The sequence below is a fragment of the Mesorhizobium sp. USDA 4775 genome (assembly GCF_054062655.1).
This window is the reverse complement of sequence record NZ_JBSSFM010000001.1, coordinates 644,561-661,699: the sequence shown is the minus strand read 5'-3', so window position 1 is coordinate 661,699 and position 17,139 is coordinate 644,561. Positions and strand designations below refer to the sequence as shown.

The window sequence follows — 17,139 nt, the reverse complement described above, 5'->3', positions numbered from 1 at the left end:
TGTGAGCGCTTCCGGCCCTCGAAACAGGATCAGGCTGTTGACGGAATATTATCTTGTGTATTAAATAATCGTGCACAAGATAATTGGAGATTTGAAATGGCACTCTACACCACACAGGCTCACGTCACCGGCGGCCGCGCCGGCCATGGCGAGACCAGCGACGGCCTGCTCAAGGTCGATCTGGCGATGCCCAAGGAACTCGGCGGGCCGGGTGGCGCGACCAATCCCGAGCAGCTTTTCGCCGTCGGCTACGCCGCCTGCTTCGAAAGCGCCATCCGCTTCATCGCGCGCAAACAGAAGCTGCCGCTCACGGATGCCGGGGTAACCTCCACCGTCAGCCTGCTTCCCAATGGCGAGGGCTTCAAGCTCGGTGTCGCGCTCGCGGCGCAGACGAAAGGCCTTGATCAGGCGGCCGCGGAAGCGCTTGTATCGGAAGCGCACAATATCTGCCTTTATTCGAACGCCATCCGGGGCAATGTCGAGGTGGCGCTTTCGGTAAAGGCGGCATGACGGGAAAGACCATAAATAGCCCCAGAGACGTCCCGGCGGCGGCCGCCGGGACAGTGGGGGTTCCGCGACTCGATCAGCAACTCTGCTTCGCGCTCTATTCGGCGAGCGGGCTGATGACCAAGCTCTATCGGCCGTTGCTCGATCCGCTCGGCCTGACTTATCCGCAATATCTGGTCATGCTGGCGCTATGGGAGCACGCGCCGAGCACTGTGGGCGCGCTTGGCGAGGCGCTGGGCCTCGATTCCGCGACGCTGACGCCGCTGCTCAAGCGGATGGAGGCGGGCGGGCTCGTCACCCGCCGGCGCGATGCCGCCGATGAGCGCCGCGTGCTGGTCGAGCCGACGGCCAAGGGCCAGGCTCTGAGTGCGCGAGCGCAGGATGTGTCCGCGGCGCTTGCCTGCAGCGTGCCGCTCCAGCCTGGTGAAGCGAAAGCGCTGCATGCGACGCTCACCCATCTCGTTGCCGACTTGCGCAACGCCGTAGCGGAAGACGCCTCGGCGGATGCGGAGGCGCTGGTTTCCGGTTCGAGATAGCCAGATTATCCCGAAATCCCTGAATTGAGGGCATCCGAATCCCTTTTCGCGCGCGCTGAAGCAGCGGTCCGTCTTGCATGACGCAAGCGGAAAGTTAAAGTCGGCCCGGATTTCCTGTAAGCCCATCCGGGCGCCTTCAATTTTCCGGGAGTGTGTCATGACCAAATCGAAACTGCTGCTGGCCGGCCTGCTGGCCCTCGTGCTGGCGCCCGTTGCCGCCTTCGCGCAGGCGTTGCCCGATCTCGGCGGCAGACAAGTGGTGGTGGTGACCGAAAACGCCTATCCGCCGCTGCAGTTCATCGATCCCAAGACGGGCAAGCAGATCGGCTGGGAATATGACGCGATGAACGAAATCGCCAAGCGGCTCAATTTCAAGGTCGAGTACCAGAACACCTCCTGGGACGCGATGATCCAGGCGGTTTCCGACAAGCAGTACAACATCGGCATGACCGGCATCACCATCAAGGATGACCGCAAGGAGAAGGTCGACTTCTCCGATCCGTATATGCGCTCGGAGCAGTTCATGCTGGTGCGCGGCGATGAAAGCCGCTTCACCGACGCCAAGACCTTCGGCGCTTTCAAGGACGGGCTGATCGGTGCGCAACCCGGCACCACGCCCTTCTACACCGCCGTCTACAGTGTGCTCGACGGCAATGAGCAGAACCCGCGCATCAAACTGTTCGAGACTTTTGGCGCCACGGTGCAGGCGCTGAAATCGGGCGACGTCGATGTCGTGCTGACCGACGGCACCGCCGGCAAGGGCTATGTCGATGCTTCCGAAGGCAAGCTCAAGCTGATCGGCGGCCCGCTCGGCACCGAGGACTTTGGCTTCATCTTCCCGAAGGGATCGGACCTGGTGAAGCCGGTCAACGCCGCGATCGCGGCGTTGAAGGCGGACGGCACGCTCGATGCGCTGAACAAGAAGTGGTTTCTCGACTACAAGATGGGGCAGTAGTCGTTGGCGCGCGTGCTTGCTGACGATGGTGCGCCGCAAATCGCGCTGACCCTGCGCCAGGGCACCCCTCTCTGTCCTGCCGGACATCTCCCCCTCAAGGGGGGAGATCAGCAGCTTCAGCGCCGGCAGCAGTTTTACGACGTCGGGGATTGGCGAAAGTCGAGAGAATATCCAATCTCCCCCTTTGAGGGGGAGATGCCCGGCAGGGCAGAGGGGGGTGGCTTGCCGCGATCCTCCGACAATCCTTGCGCTGCCACGCTCGCCTGAATGGTGCCGTCCTCCTCCGCCAAGTCCGAATTCCCCTGGTGGCTTGCCGCTGCCGCCGTGCTTGCACTTGCGGCGGCCCTGTTCATCGCGGCCAGCGATCTCTATGCCCAGGTCTTCGCCACGGTCGCCAAGGGCATCGGCATCACCGTCTTCGTCACCGTAATCGCCTTCGCCATGGCGTCGATCATCGGTCTCGGGGTTGCGCTGATGGGCTTGTCGGGCTCGCCTTGGCTTCGGCAGATCGCCCGCTTCTATGTCGAGATCATCCGCGGCGTGCCGATCCTGGTGCTGTTGTTCTGGATCGCCTTTGCCGGCGCGCCGGCCTTCGTCGCGGCCTGGAACGCGTTGACCGCGCCGCTGCAAAGTGCCGGCTATCTCGGTGAGCTCCTGGTGCGCGACGTGTCGCTGTTGTGGCGCGCCATCATGGCGCTGACCATCGGCTACTCCGCCTTCATCTCGGAGGTCTTCCGCGCCGGCATCCAGGCAGTCGAGAAGGGCCAGATCGAGGCGGCCAAGGCGCTTGGGCTGAGCCGTGCGCAACGCTTCCGGCTGATCGTCTTTCCGCAGGCGATCCGCACCATCTTGCCGCCGCTCGGCAATGATTTCGTCGCTTTGGTCAAGGATTCCTCGCTGGTATCGGTGCTCGGCGTCGCCGACATCACCCAGATGGGCAAGATCTATGCCGCCGGCTCGTTCCGCTTCTTCGAGACCTATTCGATCGTGGCCTATATCTATCTCATCCTCACCGTTGGCCTGTCGCTGGCGCTCAGGGCGCTGGAGCGGCGCCTGCGCCGCCAGCACGAGGAATAGTCTTTGGGCCGAGACAGGGTTACGATCCTGTCGACATCGAGGGAGGTCTCATGATTGCCGACAAGGCCAATGCGGCGCTGGATTCCGTCTATGGCGCCGACACGCCTGAAACGCTGGCGCAGGCCTATGCCGCCTGGGCCGCGACCTATGACAGCGAGACCGCCTCGCTCGGCTATCTCCTGCCGTTCCTCATCACCGCCTGGGTGGCACGCCATGTTCCGGCTGGCGAAGGGCCGCTGCTCGACGCCGGCTGCGGCACCGGCCTGTCGGGGCCGTCGCTGAAGGCGCTGGGCTATGGCGACATTGCCGGGCTGGATCTCTCGGACGACATGCTCAAGATCGCCGGCAGCCGCAACGCCTATGGCGAGCTGAGACAGGCGATGCTGGGCGGACCGCTGCCCTGGCCGGACGGGCATTTCCGCGCCTTCTTCTCCACCGGCGTGTTCACCATCAGCCACGCGCCGGCATCGGGCCTGCACGAATTGGTGCGCATCACCAAGAAGGGCGGCCACGCCATCTTCACCGTGCGCGACCAGGTGGTCGAGAGCGGCGGTTTTCAGGCGGTGTTCGATGAACTCACGCAGGCGAAGAAATGGCGGCTGGTCGAGCAAAGCCCATGGTTCCGTTGCTATGCCATCGCCGAGCCCGATGCGCTGGTGAAGACGTTTGTCTTCGAGGTGATGTGAGTGGTGCCACCTCCCCCAGAGGGGGTAGGGAAAGTCGCACCGCCACGCCGCAATTGCCGAAGAGCCAAAACATTGGTATGAGCCACGCCATGGAAGAGCTTTTTGGCGATCCGGCCTACAAGGGGTTCGTGCTGCAGGACAGAAAACGCCTGCCGTCGCGCTTCTCCGCGCGCGTCTGCGGCGCCCTGACCAGCCGACTTAGCTAGACTGCTTTCGCCGGGCCAAGGCTTGCGGCGTTACACTCTTCCCCTTCTCATATCGACGGATTTACGCACATGAGCGCACCGCGCACCCTCTACGACAAGATTTTCGACGACCACGTCGTCGACCGCCAGGACGACGGCACTTGCCTGCTCTATATCGACCGGCACCTCGTCCATGAAGTGACCAGCCCGCAGGCCTTCGAAGGCCTGCGCCTGAGCGGCAGAAAAGTCCGGCATCCGGAAAAGACGCTGGCCGTGGTCGATCACAATGTCTCGACCTCGCCCGAGCGCAAGTTCGGCATCAAGAACGAGGAAAGCCGCATCCAGGTCGAGGCGCTGGCCAAGAACGCCAAGGACTTTGGCGTCGAATATTATTCCGAGAACGATATCCGCCAGGGCATCGTCCACATCATCGGCCCCGAGCAGGGCTTTACGCTGCCCGGCATGACCATCGTCTGCGGCGACAGCCATACCTCGACGCATGGCGCGTTCGGCGCGCTGGCGCACGGCATCGGCACGTCGGAAGTCGAGCATGTGCTGGCGACGCAGACGCTGATCCAGCGCAAGGCCAAGAACATGCTGGTGCGCGTCGACGGCCAGCTGCCGGAAGGCGTTACCGCCAAGGACATCATCCTCGCCATCATCGGCGAGATCGGCACCGCCGGCGGCACCGGCTATGTCATCGAATATGCCGGCGAGGCGATCCGCTCGCTGTCGATGGAAGGCCGCATGACGATCTGCAACATGTCGATCGAGGGCGGCGCGCGCGCCGGCCTGATCGCTGCCGACGAGACGACCTTCGCCTATGTCAAGGACAAGCCGCGTGCGCCGAAGGGCGCGGCCTGGGACGCCGCGCTCGCCTACTGGAAGACGCTGCAGTCCGACGAAGGCGCGCATTTCGACAAGGTGATCGTGCTCGACGCGGCCAAGCTGCCGCCGATCGTCTCCTGGGGCTCCTCGCCCGAGGATGTCGTTTCCGTGCAAGGCATCGTGCCGAACCCGGACGATATCGCCGACGAGAACAAGCGCACCTCCAAGCAGCGGGCGCTCGACTATATGGGCCTCACGCCGGGCACCAAGATCACCGACATCGCGCTCGACCGCGTCTTCATCGGTTCCTGCACCAATGGCCGCATCGAGGATCTGCGCGCCGCCGCCAAGGTGATCGAGGGCAAGACCGTGAATCCGCGCGTCAACGCCATGATCGTGCCGGGCTCCGGCCTGGTCAAGGAACAGGCGGAAGCCGAGGGTCTGGACAAGATCTTCCGCGCCGCCGGTTTCGACTGGCGCGAGCCGGGTTGCTCGATGTGCCTTGCCATGAACGACGACCGGCTGAAGCCGCATGAACGCTGCGCCTCGACCTCGAACCGCAATTTCGAGGGAAGGCAAGGCTTCAAGGGCCGCACCCATCTGGTGTCGCCGGCCATGGCGGCGGCGGCGGCGATCGCCGGCCACTTCGTCGACATCCGCGACTGGAAATAACCTCCGGTCCACACATTCCGATGATTGCCGGACCCCGGAACCGCAATGCGGTTCCGGGGTCTTTTTTCATTCGCGCGGTCCGCATATTCGTCCGGGCTTAACCGCTTGTTTGGGCTTGCGCCCTATGGTCTTCCCTCACGTCACGCGAGGGGAAGTCACCGTCCTTTGGACACCGGCCTGTTGATAGCGCTGCTCAATCCGACGATCGCGCTGGCCCTCGGCGCGGCCTTCCTCGTGCTATGGGCCTATCAGCGTCACCGGCCCTATCTGGCCGTGCTGGCGCTCAGCTATTGTGTTTCGGCGCCCGGCTTTCTGTTCCAGTATTTCACCTTGCCCATCGGCATGGTGCTGACCAAGCTGGTGTCCAACATCTGCTTCGCCATCGCCGGCTGCTGCCTGTCGAGCGCCATCGTCGCCCGTTATGGCCGCAAGGTGCCCTATGTGGCGATCGGCGTGCTGGCCGGTGGTGGGCTGGCCTCGTTCTGCTGGTTCCTCTTCGTCGCGCCTGATCTCACCTGGCGTATCCTGGCGATGAATTTCGCCTTCGGCGGCCTCAGCCTTCTGGTCGCCGCCGAACTCAGGCCGGTGCGCAACAATGGCCCGACCGAGAAGATCCTGTTCGTGCTGTCGCTGCTGTCGGGCCTCAACTTCTTCGTGCGAACCCTCGTCGTCGTCATCGCGCACGGGCCGTTCACCAGCTATGACGGATTCTACAACTCGTCCTACTGGACGACGGCGCTGCTGTCGCATGCGCTGCTGTCGCTGCTGATCGCGCTTTGCCTGTTCACCGCTGCGGCCCTCGACGTGATGAAGGCGCTGAAGGCCGAGACGCATACCGATCCGCTTTCGGGCCTGCTCAACCGGCGCGGCTTCGAGGAGCGCGCGGCCCAGCTTCTGCGACACTGCGCAATGGCCAGGTTCCCGGTGGCGCTGGTGCTGGCCGACCTCGATCATTTCAAGGCGCTCAACGATGTGCACGGGCATGCCGCCGGCGATCGGGTGATCGCCGATTTCGCCGCCAAGCTCCGGTCGGCCACCGGCGCGCGCGGCGCTGCCGGGCGCATCGGCGGCGAGGAATTCGCCGTGCTTCTGCCGCTCAGCGATCTCGCCGCCGCGCGGCTGTTCGCCGAGGCTGTGCGCACGCTCTACTCGGCAGGCGGCGTCGACGGGCTTCCCGCCGGCACCAAGGTCACCGCCAGTTTCGGCGTGGCGGCCCGCAGCGGCGAGGAAGCGCTGGAGCCGTTGATGCGGCGTGCCGACGAGGCGCTCTACAAGGCCAAGAAAAACGGCCGCGACAGCGTGCGCCTGTCGTACGAACGGCCCGAAACGCTGTTCGTGCCGGAGCCGTCCAAGGCCGGCTGAAGCCGTACGTCCCAGCACACGTTAACGTCTTTTTCGCCCGTCGGTGTTAGGTGACACACGGGGTGCGAAAGAGATGAGCGGCGCGAACTTCATCCTGTTGATCAATCTGTCGGTTGCCGGCCTGCTGGCAGCATCCTTCATGGCGGTCGCGTTTCATGATGTCGGCCGCGCTCCGGCGCGCTGGTTTGCTTCTGGCTATGTGCTGGGCATGGTCTACTCGGCGATCGAATTCAGCATTCCCGCCTTCACCGATGCCCGGCTGCCGGTGGTCACCGCCTTCGCGGTTTTCCTGGGCGCAACAATAGCCTTCAACGTCGGACTGGCCCGCAAATACGGCGTCGCGCCGCCATGGTCGCCGATGCTGTTCTTCCTGGTCGCCGCCACCATCGTCGTCTATTTCGTACAAGACCTGCCGCGCCAGTCGCTGGTCCGCATGATGGCCTACCAGCTCCCCTATGCCGTCATGCAATTCGTCGGATTGGCCATCGTCTGGTCGTCCAGGCAAAGGCGCGGCCGGCTCGATCGCATCCTGATGGCGGTGCTCGCCGCCAGCGCTGTGCAGTTCGCCTCAAAGCCGTTCATCGCGCATGCGCTTGGCGGCTGGGGCGCCAATCCGCAGGCCTATCTGCAAAGCAGCTACGCGCTGGTGTCGCAATCGCTCGGCACCGTCTTTGCCCTGGCCATGGCGCTGCTGACGCTGGCCATCCTGGTCCGCGATGTGCTGGCCGAAGTGACGTCGAGATCGGAGACCGATACGCTTTCGCGACTGCTCAATCGCGGTGCCTTCACGCGCCAGGCCGAGCAGGCCGTGCTTGGCGCTATGCGGCAAGGCGTGCCGGTCGCGCTGGTCATCGCCGATCTCGATCATTTCAAGAGCATCAACGACAATTTCGGCCATGCCTCCGGCGACCGGGTGATCGAGACCTTTGCCGGTTCCCTGCGCGAAGCCGCCGCCGGGTACCATGTCGCGGGCCGCATCGGCGGGGAGGAATTCGCCATCATCCTGCCGGGAACCAATCTGGCCGCCGCCCGGCTGTTCGCCGAGGGCACGCGCAGCGCGTTCGGCGCGCTGCGCATCGACGGGCTGCCCGCGGACATCAGCTGCACGGCGAGTTTCGGGGTTGCCGAACTTCATCCCGGTGAAACCACCGCCGATCTCATGCGGCGCGCCGACGAGGCGCTCTACCTGGCGAAGAATGCGGGGCGCGACTGCGTCCGTGTCTCGGCCGGGCCGGGAGGCGAGTGGTCGTCCAGCGCAATCGTCATCAATTCCAGATCAGCATGACGTTGGTCGAATCGTCATCCTGATCCACCTCTTCGCCGTTTCCGTGAAACGGTGAAACGCTCTAGCGGCAGGGGCTGAGTTCCGGCATCTCGCCTTCGGAAAGCCCGTACATGTAGCTGCGGCCTTTGACGAAGACCGGCGGCCGGTAGCAATCGCTATAGCCTGAAATCTCGTCGGATTCATTCTGGTAGATCACCTTGGGCTGGCCGGCGCTGGTGTAGTCGGCCAGCTTCTTGGCCAGCTTGCCTTCGCCGACGATGATGCGCTTGTAGCCGGCGGCGCTGTCGATGACGAGATTGCCGAAGGAATCGGCGTAGACGCGATCCTGGTGGCGCCCATTGGCCAGCGTGGGCGTCGCCAGGCTGGCGAGCGAAACCGCTACCATAAGCGCCGAGAGGCGTGATCTGCTTGAGTTCGAACGCATGGCGTCTTCCTGATGGTTAGAGGCCAAAGCGCGTCGAGACGCGCTTTTTGATTTCTTGTCTGGATGCATGTCGTTGCCCCAAAACCGCTGACGCACTTTTGGGCGACATGCATGGCTCCTCGAATCAGAAATTAACCTTTTCTTAACCTTTGTTAAGAGGCCGGCGCGTTGCGCGGCGATGTCTCGTCAAACATGGTTAATTTCCGACTGGAGGGAAAACCCGATAGCCATCATTCGGCCATGCTTGGCGGCACCATCGCGGCCGGCATCGAATGGACCCAAAGGCAGCCTCGGGGCAACCTTGATCTTGGTGCAACATCGTGGCTAGTCTGCCGCGCGGGAGGACAGCATATGGCGCTACGCCGGACGGTTTGGGTGTCCGTTTTCCCGTTGCTTGCCGTCGTTGCGGCCTGTGTGCCGCAGGATGGCGCGCCGAAAGCGGCCAATGTCGTCTCGCCCGCGCCGGCACAGCAGTCCATCGCAGCCGCGGCTCGCCCGGCATCCGCGCCTCCGGCACCGGCAACCAAGATCACCACCGATCTCACCGCGCCGCGATCCACAGTGGGTACGGCAACCTATGGATGCGGCAATGGCAGCACGATCACCATTCAGAATCTCGGCTCGTTGTTGCGTGTGATCGAGCCGAATGGCACGACCGAAGAGTTTGCGGCGTCGCCCGCCAACCAGTCCAGCCGCTACCAGGAAGCCGCCACGCATAACGCAATCGTGATCGACGGGCGTGAGGCGCTGGTGATGAAGAGGGGCTCGACGCCGCAGACCTGCAGGCGCTAGGCCGCACGGCCAGGAAGTCGCTTATGCTGCACTGCAGCGATATCGAGCCGGCTTTGGGTCCTCCGCCCCTAATCGATTGAAGCCCGAGCCAGCCTTTTTGTCAGACTAAATGACGTTTCCAAAACGATTTTCTGGCTTTGACGCGGTGCAAAAAGAGCATTAGAAACCGGCTGTCCGAAGTCGCAACCGGAAGCGGCAATGCCGTATTTCCACCTGAGGCTAAAAGCGCGTCGCGCCGAAACGGATTCATGCGACGCGCTTCGGATTCTTGTTTAGTGCATGCCGTCCTCCCAAAACCGAGGTCACTTTTGGGCGACATGCACGAAGACGCCGAACCTGGGGGAGCCATGAGCAAATCACCAGCCACCCGCGAATTCGCCAGACGAGAACGGCCGCTTTCGCCGCACCTGACGATCTACCGGCCGCCGATCACCATGACGATGTCGATCATCCATCGCATCACCGGCGGGGCGCTTTATTTCGGCACGCTGCTGGTCGCGGTCTGGCTGATGGCGGCGGCAAGCTCGCAGGCGACCTTCGACTGGGTCAACTGGGCCTTCGGCACCTGGCTCGGCCGGCTGATCCTGTTCGGCTACACCTGGGCGCTGATGCACCACATGCTGGGCGGCGTGCGCCACCTGGTCTGGGATACGGGCGCCGGGCTGGAAAAGCATACGGCCTCGAAGATCGCCTGGGCGACGCTTGTCGGCTCGGTCCTGCTCACCTTGCTGATCTGGATCGCCGGCTACATGGCGCGAGGAGCCTGATCATGAGCGGCAAGAACAATACCGATATGCGCACGCCGCTGGCGAAAGTCCGCGGTCTCGGCTCCGCCCGCGAGGGCACCGGTCATTTCTGGCGCCAGCGCCTGACCGCAATCGCCAACATCCCGCTGACGCTTTTCTTCGTCGGGTTCCTGATCGCGCTCAACGGCGCCGGCTATGCGGAAGTGCGCGCGGCGCTCGCCAATCCGTTCGTGGCGCTGATGCTGGCCCTGGTGCTGATCTCCGGGCTCATCCATATGCGGCTCGGCATGCAGGTGATCATCGAGGATTACATCACCAGCGAAGGCCTGAAGCTGGCGACGATCGCGCTCAACACATTTTTCACCGTAGCGGTCGGCGTCGCCTCGATCTTCGCCCTGCTCAAGCTGGCATTCGGAGGCTGAGTTGGCCAAGGACGCGAAATCAGCCAAAATGGCAGGCTATAATTTTGTCGACCACAAATTCGACGTGGTGGTGGTCGGCGCCGGGGGCGCGGGCCTGCGCGCCACGCTTGGCATGGCCGAACAGGGCCTGCGCACCGCCTGCATCACCAAAGTGTTCCCGACGCGCTCGCACACGGTGGCCGCGCAAGGCGGCATTGCCGCTTCGCTGTCCAATATGGGCCCCGATTCCTGGCAGTGGCACATGTACGACACCGTCAAGGGGTCGGACTGGCTCGGCGATGTCGACGCCATGGAATATCTGGTGCGCGAAGCGCCGGCCGCGGTCTACGAGCTCGAACACTATGGCGTACCATTCTCGCGCACCGAAGAGGGCAAGATCTACCAGCGGCCGTTCGGCGGCCACATGATGAATTACGGCGAAGGCCCGCCGGTGCAGCGCACCTGCGCCGCCGCCGACCGCACCGGCCACGCCATCCTGCACACGCTCTACGGCCAGTCGCTGAAGAACAACGCGCAGTTCTTCATCGAGTATTTCGCGCTCGACCTGATCATGGAGCCGGACGGCACCTGCACCGGCGTCGTTGCCTGGAACCTCGATGACGGCACCATCCACCGCTTCTCGGCCAAGATGGTGGTGCTGGCGACCGGCGGCTATGGCCGCGCCTATTTCTCGGCCACCTCGGCCCACACCTGCACCGGCGACGGCGGCGGCATGGCGTCGCGGGCCGGCTTCCCGCTGCAGGACATGGAATTCGTGCAGTTCCACCCGACCGGCATCTACGGCGCCGGCTGCCTGATCACCGAAGGCGCGCGCGGCGAGGGCGGCTATCTCGTCAATTCCGAGGGCGAGCGCTTCATGGAGCGCTACGCGCCGTCCGCCAAGGACCTTGCCTCGCGCGACGTCGTCTCACGCTGCATGACGCTGGAGATCCGCGAGGGCCGTGGCGTCGGCAAGAACAAGGACCACATCTTCCTGCATCTCGACCACCTCGATCCGGCCGTGCTGCATGAGCGGCTGCCCGGTATTTCGGAATCGGCCAAGATCTTCGCCGGCGTCGACCTGACCAAGGAGCCGATCCCGGTGCTGCCGACGGTGCACTACAATATGGGCGGCGTGCCGACCAACTACTGGGGCGAGGTGCTGAACCCGACGACGCGCAGCCCCGACAAGGTGTCGCCCGGACTGATGGCGGTCGGCGAGGCCGGCTGCGCCTCGGTGCACGGCGCCAACCGGCTGGGCTCGAACTCGCTGATCGACCTGGTGGTGTTCGGCCGCGCCGCGGCGATCCGCGCCGGCCAGGTCATCGACCGCAAGTCGGCGATCCCGTCACCCAACGAAGCCTCGGTCGAGAAGATCATGGACCGCTTCGACGGGCTGCGCCACGCCAATGGCTCGACGCCGACGGCCGTGCTGCGCGAGAAGATGCAGAAGGCGATGCAGGAAGACGCCGCCGTGTTCCGCACGCAGGAATCGCTGGAGAAAGGCTGCAAGCGCATTTCGCAGATCTGGGGCGAGCTCAAGGACATCAAAGTGTTCGACCGCTCGATGATCTGGAATTCCGACCTGGTCGAGACGCTGGAGCTGGAAAACCTGATGGCCAACGCCATCACCACCGTCTACAGCGCCGAGGCGCGCAAGGAGAGCCGCGGCGCGCATGCCCGTGAAGACTTTTCGGCGCGCGACGACGCCACCTGGCGCAAGCACACGCTGGCCAGGGTGAGCGAAGACGGCAAGGTGACGCTCAGCTACCGGCCTGTGCACACCGAGCCGCTGCTGGCCGAAAAGGACGGCGGCATCAGCCTCGCCAAGATCGCGCCCAAGGCCAGGGTGTACTGACGATGGCGCTGGCTGGCACGGGATATTCCAGCAAGCCCCTTCCGGCCAAGCTCGGCCTGAAGGACGGCATGATTGCCGCCTTCATCGCGCTGCCGCCGGAGCTCGACGAACTGGCCGGCGCCGTCGATTTCGCCGAGGTCGACCGGCTGGCCGAATGGTCCGACATTTCGGGCAGCCATCAAAGATACGACGCCGTGCACGCCTTCACCAAACAACGCGCCGAGATCGAGGATCGCCTCGGCGATGTCGAGGCGGCGATCAAGCGTGACGGCATGGTCTGGGTGTCGTGGCCGAAGAAGGCATCGAAAGTGCCGACCGACGTCACCGAGGGTGTCGTCCGCACCGAAGCGCTGAAGCGCGACCTTGTCGACGTCAAGGTCGCCGCCGTGAATGAAGTCTGGTCCGGGCTGAAGCTCGTCATCCGAAAGGACCTGAGGTAATGGTCGAACTGACGCTCCCCAAGAATTCGAAGATCCAGCAGGGCAAGACCTGGCCGAAGCCGGAGGGTGCCACCAATCTGCGGGAATACCGCATCTACCGCTGGTCGCCGGACGATGACGAGAACCCGCGCATCGACACCTATTTCGTCGACATGGACGATTGCGGGCCGATGGTGCTCGACGCGCTGCTCTGGATCAAGAACAAGATCGACCCGACGCTGACCTTGCGCCGCTCCTGCCGCGAAGGCATTTGCGGCTCCTGCGCCATGAACATCGACGGCTCCAACACGCTGGCCTGTACCAAGGGCTGCGACGACATTTCCGGCGCCGTCAAAGTCTATCCGCTGCCGCATATGCAGGTGGTGAAGGATCTGGTGCCCGACCTCACCAATTTCTACGCCCAGCACGCCTCGATCGAGCCGTGGCTGAAGACGGTGTCGCCGCAGCCGGCCAAGGAATGGCTGCAGAGCCATGAGGACCGCGAGAAGCTCGACGGGCTCTACGAATGCATATTGTGCGCCTGTTGCTCGACCTCGTGCCCGAGCTACTGGTGGAACGGCGATCGCTATCTCGGCCCGGCAACCCTCTTGCAGGCCTATCGCTGGCTGATCGACAGCCGCGACGAGGCCAAGGGCGAGCGGCTCGACAATCTCGAGGACCCGTTCCGGCTCTATCGCTGCCACACCATCATGAACTGCGCGCAGACCTGCCCCAAGGGCCTCAACCCGGCCAAGGCGATCGCCGAGATCAAGAAGATGATGGTGGAGCGCCGAGTCTGACGCCGAAATTACCTGCCGCTTTCTCTCTCGCCGCCATAGCGGCACTCCGCGCTCGCCTCGATCTTGTGCGAAGCCCGGGTGTTAAAATCCTGTTCGCCACTGAAAGCGGCAGTTGCGCCAGGACCTCTCCCGCATCGAAGTCCGTGTGCTCGGTTGCCTGATTGAAATAAGCAACCGTCGAACCGCGCAAGCGACTTGAGCAGAAGGGCCGATGTGGCTGCCCGGCTCTCGTGTCGAACGCCGTCAGTTCAGATGGACCGGCAGTTCTTGCTGGCTGCGCTGTGTCCAGCCAGATGGGCCGTCCGCGACCGATCCCGTTTCAAACATGTCGCTTACAAGTCTGGGACGCCAAGGGAGTCCTTGCGGCTAATATTAGCAGCAACTTAAGTAATTGATTGCTGTATGCGCACGATTACTGGTATTGCCTTAGTATAGTTTTAAGCCGTCGTCGATATTCACTTTCGAGATCGCGGTTCGAGTGCAAATCAGTGCGCGGCTTCATCGTGAATGGGTATTCAGTATCTGGGCCATTGATCAGCGCCGCAACAGTCGGCTCGCTCACCTGGCTTGTGTCGCTGATCTATTTTCAGGAGAAGGGGCTGCTTGCGGCTCTCGGTTTGGGGGTTTTGATCGCGCTTCTCTGGCTTGACGGGTTCCGGGACAAGAAGGCGGATCGGCAGAGAAGCCGGTGGTTCAGGCCCTATTTCTCGCTCTTCCCCTGCCTTCTATTCCTTGTCTATGTCTATCTGGAAAGCGTCTTCGGCTATTTTGACTGGGGTGCGATGTTCATGCATGCCGGCGCCGGGATGCTGACGCCCGGTGTCGTCTTTGAGTATTTGTGGAATACCGGAAGCACGATGCTGGTTATTCTGGTCGTTCTTCTCGGTCTCGGCGCACTGAAGGCGCGCGGTACGCTGACGAGAGGATTGGATGTCGCCTTGATGGCGTTCTTCCTGGCGGCGAACCCGATGCTGACACGTCCGATCGCGGCAGCGATTCATCCCAATCCCCTGCATGATTTCCTGTCCAAGCGGTTCGTCGATATTGCCGCTTTGGCAGAGCCGGAGGTTGCAGCAGCATCCGTGGCCGTCGCGCCCAGCAACCTCGTTCATATTTTCATCGAAAGCGCCGAGCGCTCCTACATGAACGAGGCGGAGTTCGGTGACGTCATGGGACCGCTGCTCGAATTCGATAGGCGTGGCGTTTCGGCGAGCAACATGGTGCAGCTTGCCTACACCAACAACTCCATCTCAGGGATGGTCGCTGCGAATTGTGGAACGCCGCTGCTGATAACGTTCTTCACATCGCGCCAATACCTGGAGGAGCATTCGCAATTCCTGCCTGGCCTGACCTGCCTGGGCGATGTTCTGAAGGCACGGGGTTATCAGCAGAACTTTGTTACCGGTTGGCCACTCAGCTTCACCGGTCAGGGGACATTCTATTCCACCCATGGCTACTCATCGCTTTTCGGGGGCCCCGAAGTGGTGGCTGCGGTCGCCGGGCGCGGCAACAGTTTCGGCGCCGACGACGCTGAAGTCCTGGATTTGAGCTTCGACATTTTGCGGCGTGCGCAGCGCGGCGGCAAACCGTTCTCCTTGACGATCGCCGTCAGCGGTGGGCACGCGATGGATGGCTACCTGACCGACAAATGTATCGGCAAGACGGGACTTTCCCCGCAAGCCCCCAATATTCTCCACGCCGTGAAATGCACCAACATGCTCGTTGCCGACTTCATTCACAAAGCCGAAGCCGACGGTCTGATGGCGAACACCGTTCTGGTGCTGCAAAGCGACCATCTCAGTGCACCTAGCGCGGTGACGGACCGCCTGGACAAGTATGAACGACGCAACTTTTTCTCCCTCTCGGGGGATGGCATTCCGTCCAAGACATATACCGGACTTTCGGGCACGATCGACATATTCCCCACCATCCTCGACGCGCTGGACGTGCCACCCCCCAATGGCCAGGCCGCCTTTGGCGTCTCGCTGCTCGGGGATCGGCCGACGCTGGCCCAGGAACTTGGACAGGACCTGCTCGATGACGCGGTCTATGCCGAGGATATCCTCGTCAGATCATTCTGGCAGCCGAAACCTGAGCGGAAGGCCGAGACGCCTAGGACTAATGCCCTCTAGTGCCGAACCGCGCCGGTGCAAATGTCCGATGCCAGATAGCGCCCTGATGCGAGAAAAGGCTGAAAAGTGTGACGCTTCGTAGCGCATTCGTCGATCGAAAATGGGAGACGTTTCGCGGACGGTCATGGTATCGGAAGCTTTGGGTATAGAAATCCATGAGCGAAGACCTTCCCATCCTCTCCCCCATCGAAGCGCGCATGCTCGGCTGCCTGATCGAGAAGAAGGAGCTGACGCCTGACGTCTATCCGCTGACGCTCAACGCAGCCCTTGCCGCCGCCAACCAGAAGACGGCGCGTGACCCGGTCATGGCGCTGGAGCAGACGGAGGTGCACCGGGCGCTGAAGCTGCTCGAGCAGAAGGGGCTGGTGCGGCAGATGTTCGGTTCGCGCGTCGAGCGCTACGAGCATCAGATGGCGCAGCGCTTCTCGCTGACCACGCCACAGACCGCCTTGATCGGCCTGCTCCTGCTGCGCGGACCGCAGACGGCGCATGAACTCCTGGCTCGAGCCGAGCGCATGGCGCGATTTTCATCGATCGAGGATCTGCGCGCTGAACTCGACATGCTGATCGGCCGGCGGCCGCCGCTGGTCCAGGAAATCCCGCGCGGACCAGGCCAGCGCGAGGATCGCTACGTGCATCTTCTCGCCGGCCCGGTGGACGTTGCAGCCCTGTCGGCCCAGCGTAGCGCGCCGGCCATGCCTCACTCCGACCTCGAAGCGAGGGTGGAAGCGCTGGAGCAGGAAGTCGCGGCCCTTCGCGCCCGGCTTGACGCGCTGGGCGGCTGAGGCCACCTGGAGTTGCTCGAATGAAAACGCCGGCTCTCAGGCCGGCGTTTGTCGCTTCTGGTTACCCCGCTCAGCCGAGCCTGGCGTCGAGCGACACCTTTATGGCGCCGAGCGCCTTGGAGACCGGGCATTCGGCCTTGGCCTTCTCGGCCAATTCCTTGAATTTCGCCGCATCGATGCCGGGCACTTTGCCGACCAGCGTGATCGCGCTGCCGGTGATGCCGGTGCCTGGAACCAGCGTCACCACCGCCTTGGCGTCGAGTTCGGCGGCGGGCGTGCCGTTCTCGGCCAGGAAGTGCGAAAGCTGCATGGCGTAGCAGCCGGCATGTGCCGCCGCGATCAGCTCTTCCGGGTTGGTGCCGGATTTGCCGCTTTCATCCTCGAAGCGCGCCTTGAACGAATAGGGCGTGCCCTTGAGCGTCCCGCTCTGGCTGTCGAGCGTGCCTTTGCCTTCTTTCAGATTGCCTTTCCAGACGGCGGTTGCGGTGCGGTCCATGAAGTCCTCCTTGGTTGCCGTGAACTTGGGGTTGTCGTGAACTTGGTCCGGGTGAAGCCCGGCGTCCGGTCAACTATAGCGCGGGTCGGCGCGAAGACCACTGCACTGTTTGGACCACGGCACGATGACGGCGCATTTGCCTTCGGAAAAATCCGGGCAGCCCGGAAAAAAATAGTCGCGCAAAAATGTCGAC

At 63.2% G+C, this 17,139-nt stretch carries 18 protein-coding genes; 16 read left to right on the top strand and 2 right to left on the bottom strand.

From position 1 onward, the window contains the following. Window positions 1-96: 96 nt before the first annotated feature. The 8 genes from ACVILI_RS03335 (at window position 97) to ACVILI_RS03300 (ending at window position 8,093) form a co-directional block, all read left to right on the top strand. A complete protein-coding gene (locus ACVILI_RS03335) occupies window positions 97-510 on the top strand; it encodes an organic hydroperoxide resistance protein (RefSeq protein WP_457102323.1) in 414 nt (137 codons plus the stop codon). Further along, the gene (locus ACVILI_RS03330; RefSeq protein WP_038650552.1) at window positions 507-1,043 is read left to right on the top strand and encodes a MarR family winged helix-turn-helix transcriptional regulator; all 537 of its coding nucleotides are present in this window, start codon (window positions 507-509) and stop codon (window positions 1,041-1,043) included. The genes ACVILI_RS03335 and ACVILI_RS03330 overlap by 4 nt, the downstream gene beginning before the upstream one ends. Window positions 1,044-1,200: 157 nt before the next feature. Next, window positions 1,201-1,998 carry a transporter substrate-binding domain-containing protein gene (locus ACVILI_RS03325; protein WP_038650551.1) on the top strand — a complete coding sequence of 266 codons (798 nt, stop codon included), beginning with the start codon at window positions 1,201-1,203 and terminating at the stop codon, window positions 1,996-1,998. Window positions 1,999-2,265: 267 nt separating this feature from the next. After that, window positions 2,266-3,075: an amino acid ABC transporter permease gene (locus ACVILI_RS03320; protein ID WP_038650549.1), complete on the top strand. Its 810-nt coding sequence runs from the start codon at window positions 2,266-2,268 to the stop codon at window positions 3,073-3,075. 50 nt (window positions 3,076-3,125) lie between these two features. Beyond that, entirely contained in the window at window positions 3,126-3,761 is a 636-nt protein-coding gene (locus tag ACVILI_RS03315) for a class I SAM-dependent DNA methyltransferase (RefSeq protein ID WP_038650547.1), read from the top strand. Window positions 3,762-4,036: 275 nt separating this feature from the next. Then, entirely contained in the window at window positions 4,037-5,446 is a 1,410-nt protein-coding gene (leuC, locus tag ACVILI_RS03310; RefSeq protein ID WP_019862016.1) for a 3-isopropylmalate dehydratase large subunit, read from the top strand. Between the two features lie 165 nt (window positions 5,447-5,611). Further along, a complete protein-coding gene (locus tag ACVILI_RS03305; RefSeq protein WP_038650542.1) occupies window positions 5,612-6,808 on the top strand; it encodes a GGDEF domain-containing protein in 1,197 nt (398 codons plus the stop codon). 73 nt (window positions 6,809-6,881) lie between these two features. After that, window positions 6,882-8,093, top strand: coding sequence for a GGDEF domain-containing protein (locus ACVILI_RS03300; protein ID WP_038650539.1), 1,212 nt, complete (start codon window positions 6,882-6,884; stop codon window positions 8,091-8,093). Window positions 8,094-8,154: 61 nt separating this feature from the next. Here the strand turns inward: ACVILI_RS03300 and ACVILI_RS03295 are convergent, their stop codons facing one another. Then, window positions 8,155-8,517 (bottom strand): hypothetical protein, encoded by a 363-nt coding sequence (locus tag ACVILI_RS03295; RefSeq protein WP_038650537.1) that lies wholly within the window; start codon window positions 8,515-8,517, stop codon window positions 8,155-8,157. 168 nt (window positions 8,518-8,685) lie between these two features. Between ACVILI_RS03295 and ACVILI_RS03290 the strand changes: the two genes are divergently transcribed. From ACVILI_RS03290 to ACVILI_RS03255, 8 genes are all read left to right on the top strand, one after another. After that, window positions 8,686-9,309, top strand: coding sequence for a hypothetical protein (locus ACVILI_RS03290; protein WP_342216767.1), 624 nt, complete (start codon window positions 8,686-8,688; stop codon window positions 9,307-9,309). A gap of 347 nt (window positions 9,310-9,656) precedes the next feature. Continuing rightward, entirely contained in the window at window positions 9,657-10,076 is a 420-nt protein-coding gene (sdhC, locus tag ACVILI_RS03285) for a succinate dehydrogenase, cytochrome b556 subunit (RefSeq protein WP_019862010.1), read from the top strand. 2 nt (window positions 10,077-10,078) lie between these two features. Next, a complete protein-coding gene (gene sdhD / locus ACVILI_RS03280) occupies window positions 10,079-10,477 on the top strand; it encodes a succinate dehydrogenase, hydrophobic membrane anchor protein (protein ID WP_019862008.1) in 399 nt (132 codons plus the stop codon). A 28-nt stretch (window positions 10,478-10,505) separates the two neighbouring features. After that, window positions 10,506-12,314, top strand: coding sequence for a succinate dehydrogenase flavoprotein subunit (gene sdhA / locus ACVILI_RS03275; RefSeq protein ID WP_171903230.1), 1,809 nt, complete (start codon window positions 10,506-10,508; stop codon window positions 12,312-12,314). 2 nt (window positions 12,315-12,316) lie between these two features. Continuing rightward, entirely contained in the window at window positions 12,317-12,754 is a 438-nt protein-coding gene (locus ACVILI_RS03270) for a DUF3052 family protein (protein WP_038650533.1), read from the top strand. Next, window positions 12,754-13,533, top strand: coding sequence for a succinate dehydrogenase iron-sulfur subunit (locus ACVILI_RS03265; protein ID WP_010912301.1), 780 nt, complete (start codon window positions 12,754-12,756; stop codon window positions 13,531-13,533). The genes ACVILI_RS03270 and ACVILI_RS03265 overlap by 1 nt, the downstream gene beginning before the upstream one ends. Before the next feature lie 488 nt (window positions 13,534-14,021). Next, window positions 14,022-15,665, top strand: coding sequence for a sulfatase-like hydrolase/transferase (locus ACVILI_RS03260; RefSeq protein ID WP_240564551.1), 1,644 nt, complete (start codon window positions 14,022-14,024; stop codon window positions 15,663-15,665). Window positions 15,666-15,820: 155 nt separating this feature from the next. Beyond that, window positions 15,821-16,450, top strand: coding sequence for a YceH family protein (locus ACVILI_RS03255; protein ID WP_038650528.1), 630 nt, complete (start codon window positions 15,821-15,823; stop codon window positions 16,448-16,450). Window positions 16,451-16,520: 70 nt separating this feature from the next. Here the strand turns inward: ACVILI_RS03255 and ACVILI_RS03250 are convergent, their stop codons facing one another. Next, window positions 16,521-16,946 carry an OsmC family protein gene (locus ACVILI_RS03250; protein ID WP_010912297.1) on the bottom strand — a complete coding sequence of 142 codons (426 nt, stop codon included), beginning with the start codon at window positions 16,944-16,946 and terminating at the stop codon, window positions 16,521-16,523. Between the last annotated feature and the right edge of the window lie 193 nt (window positions 16,947-17,139).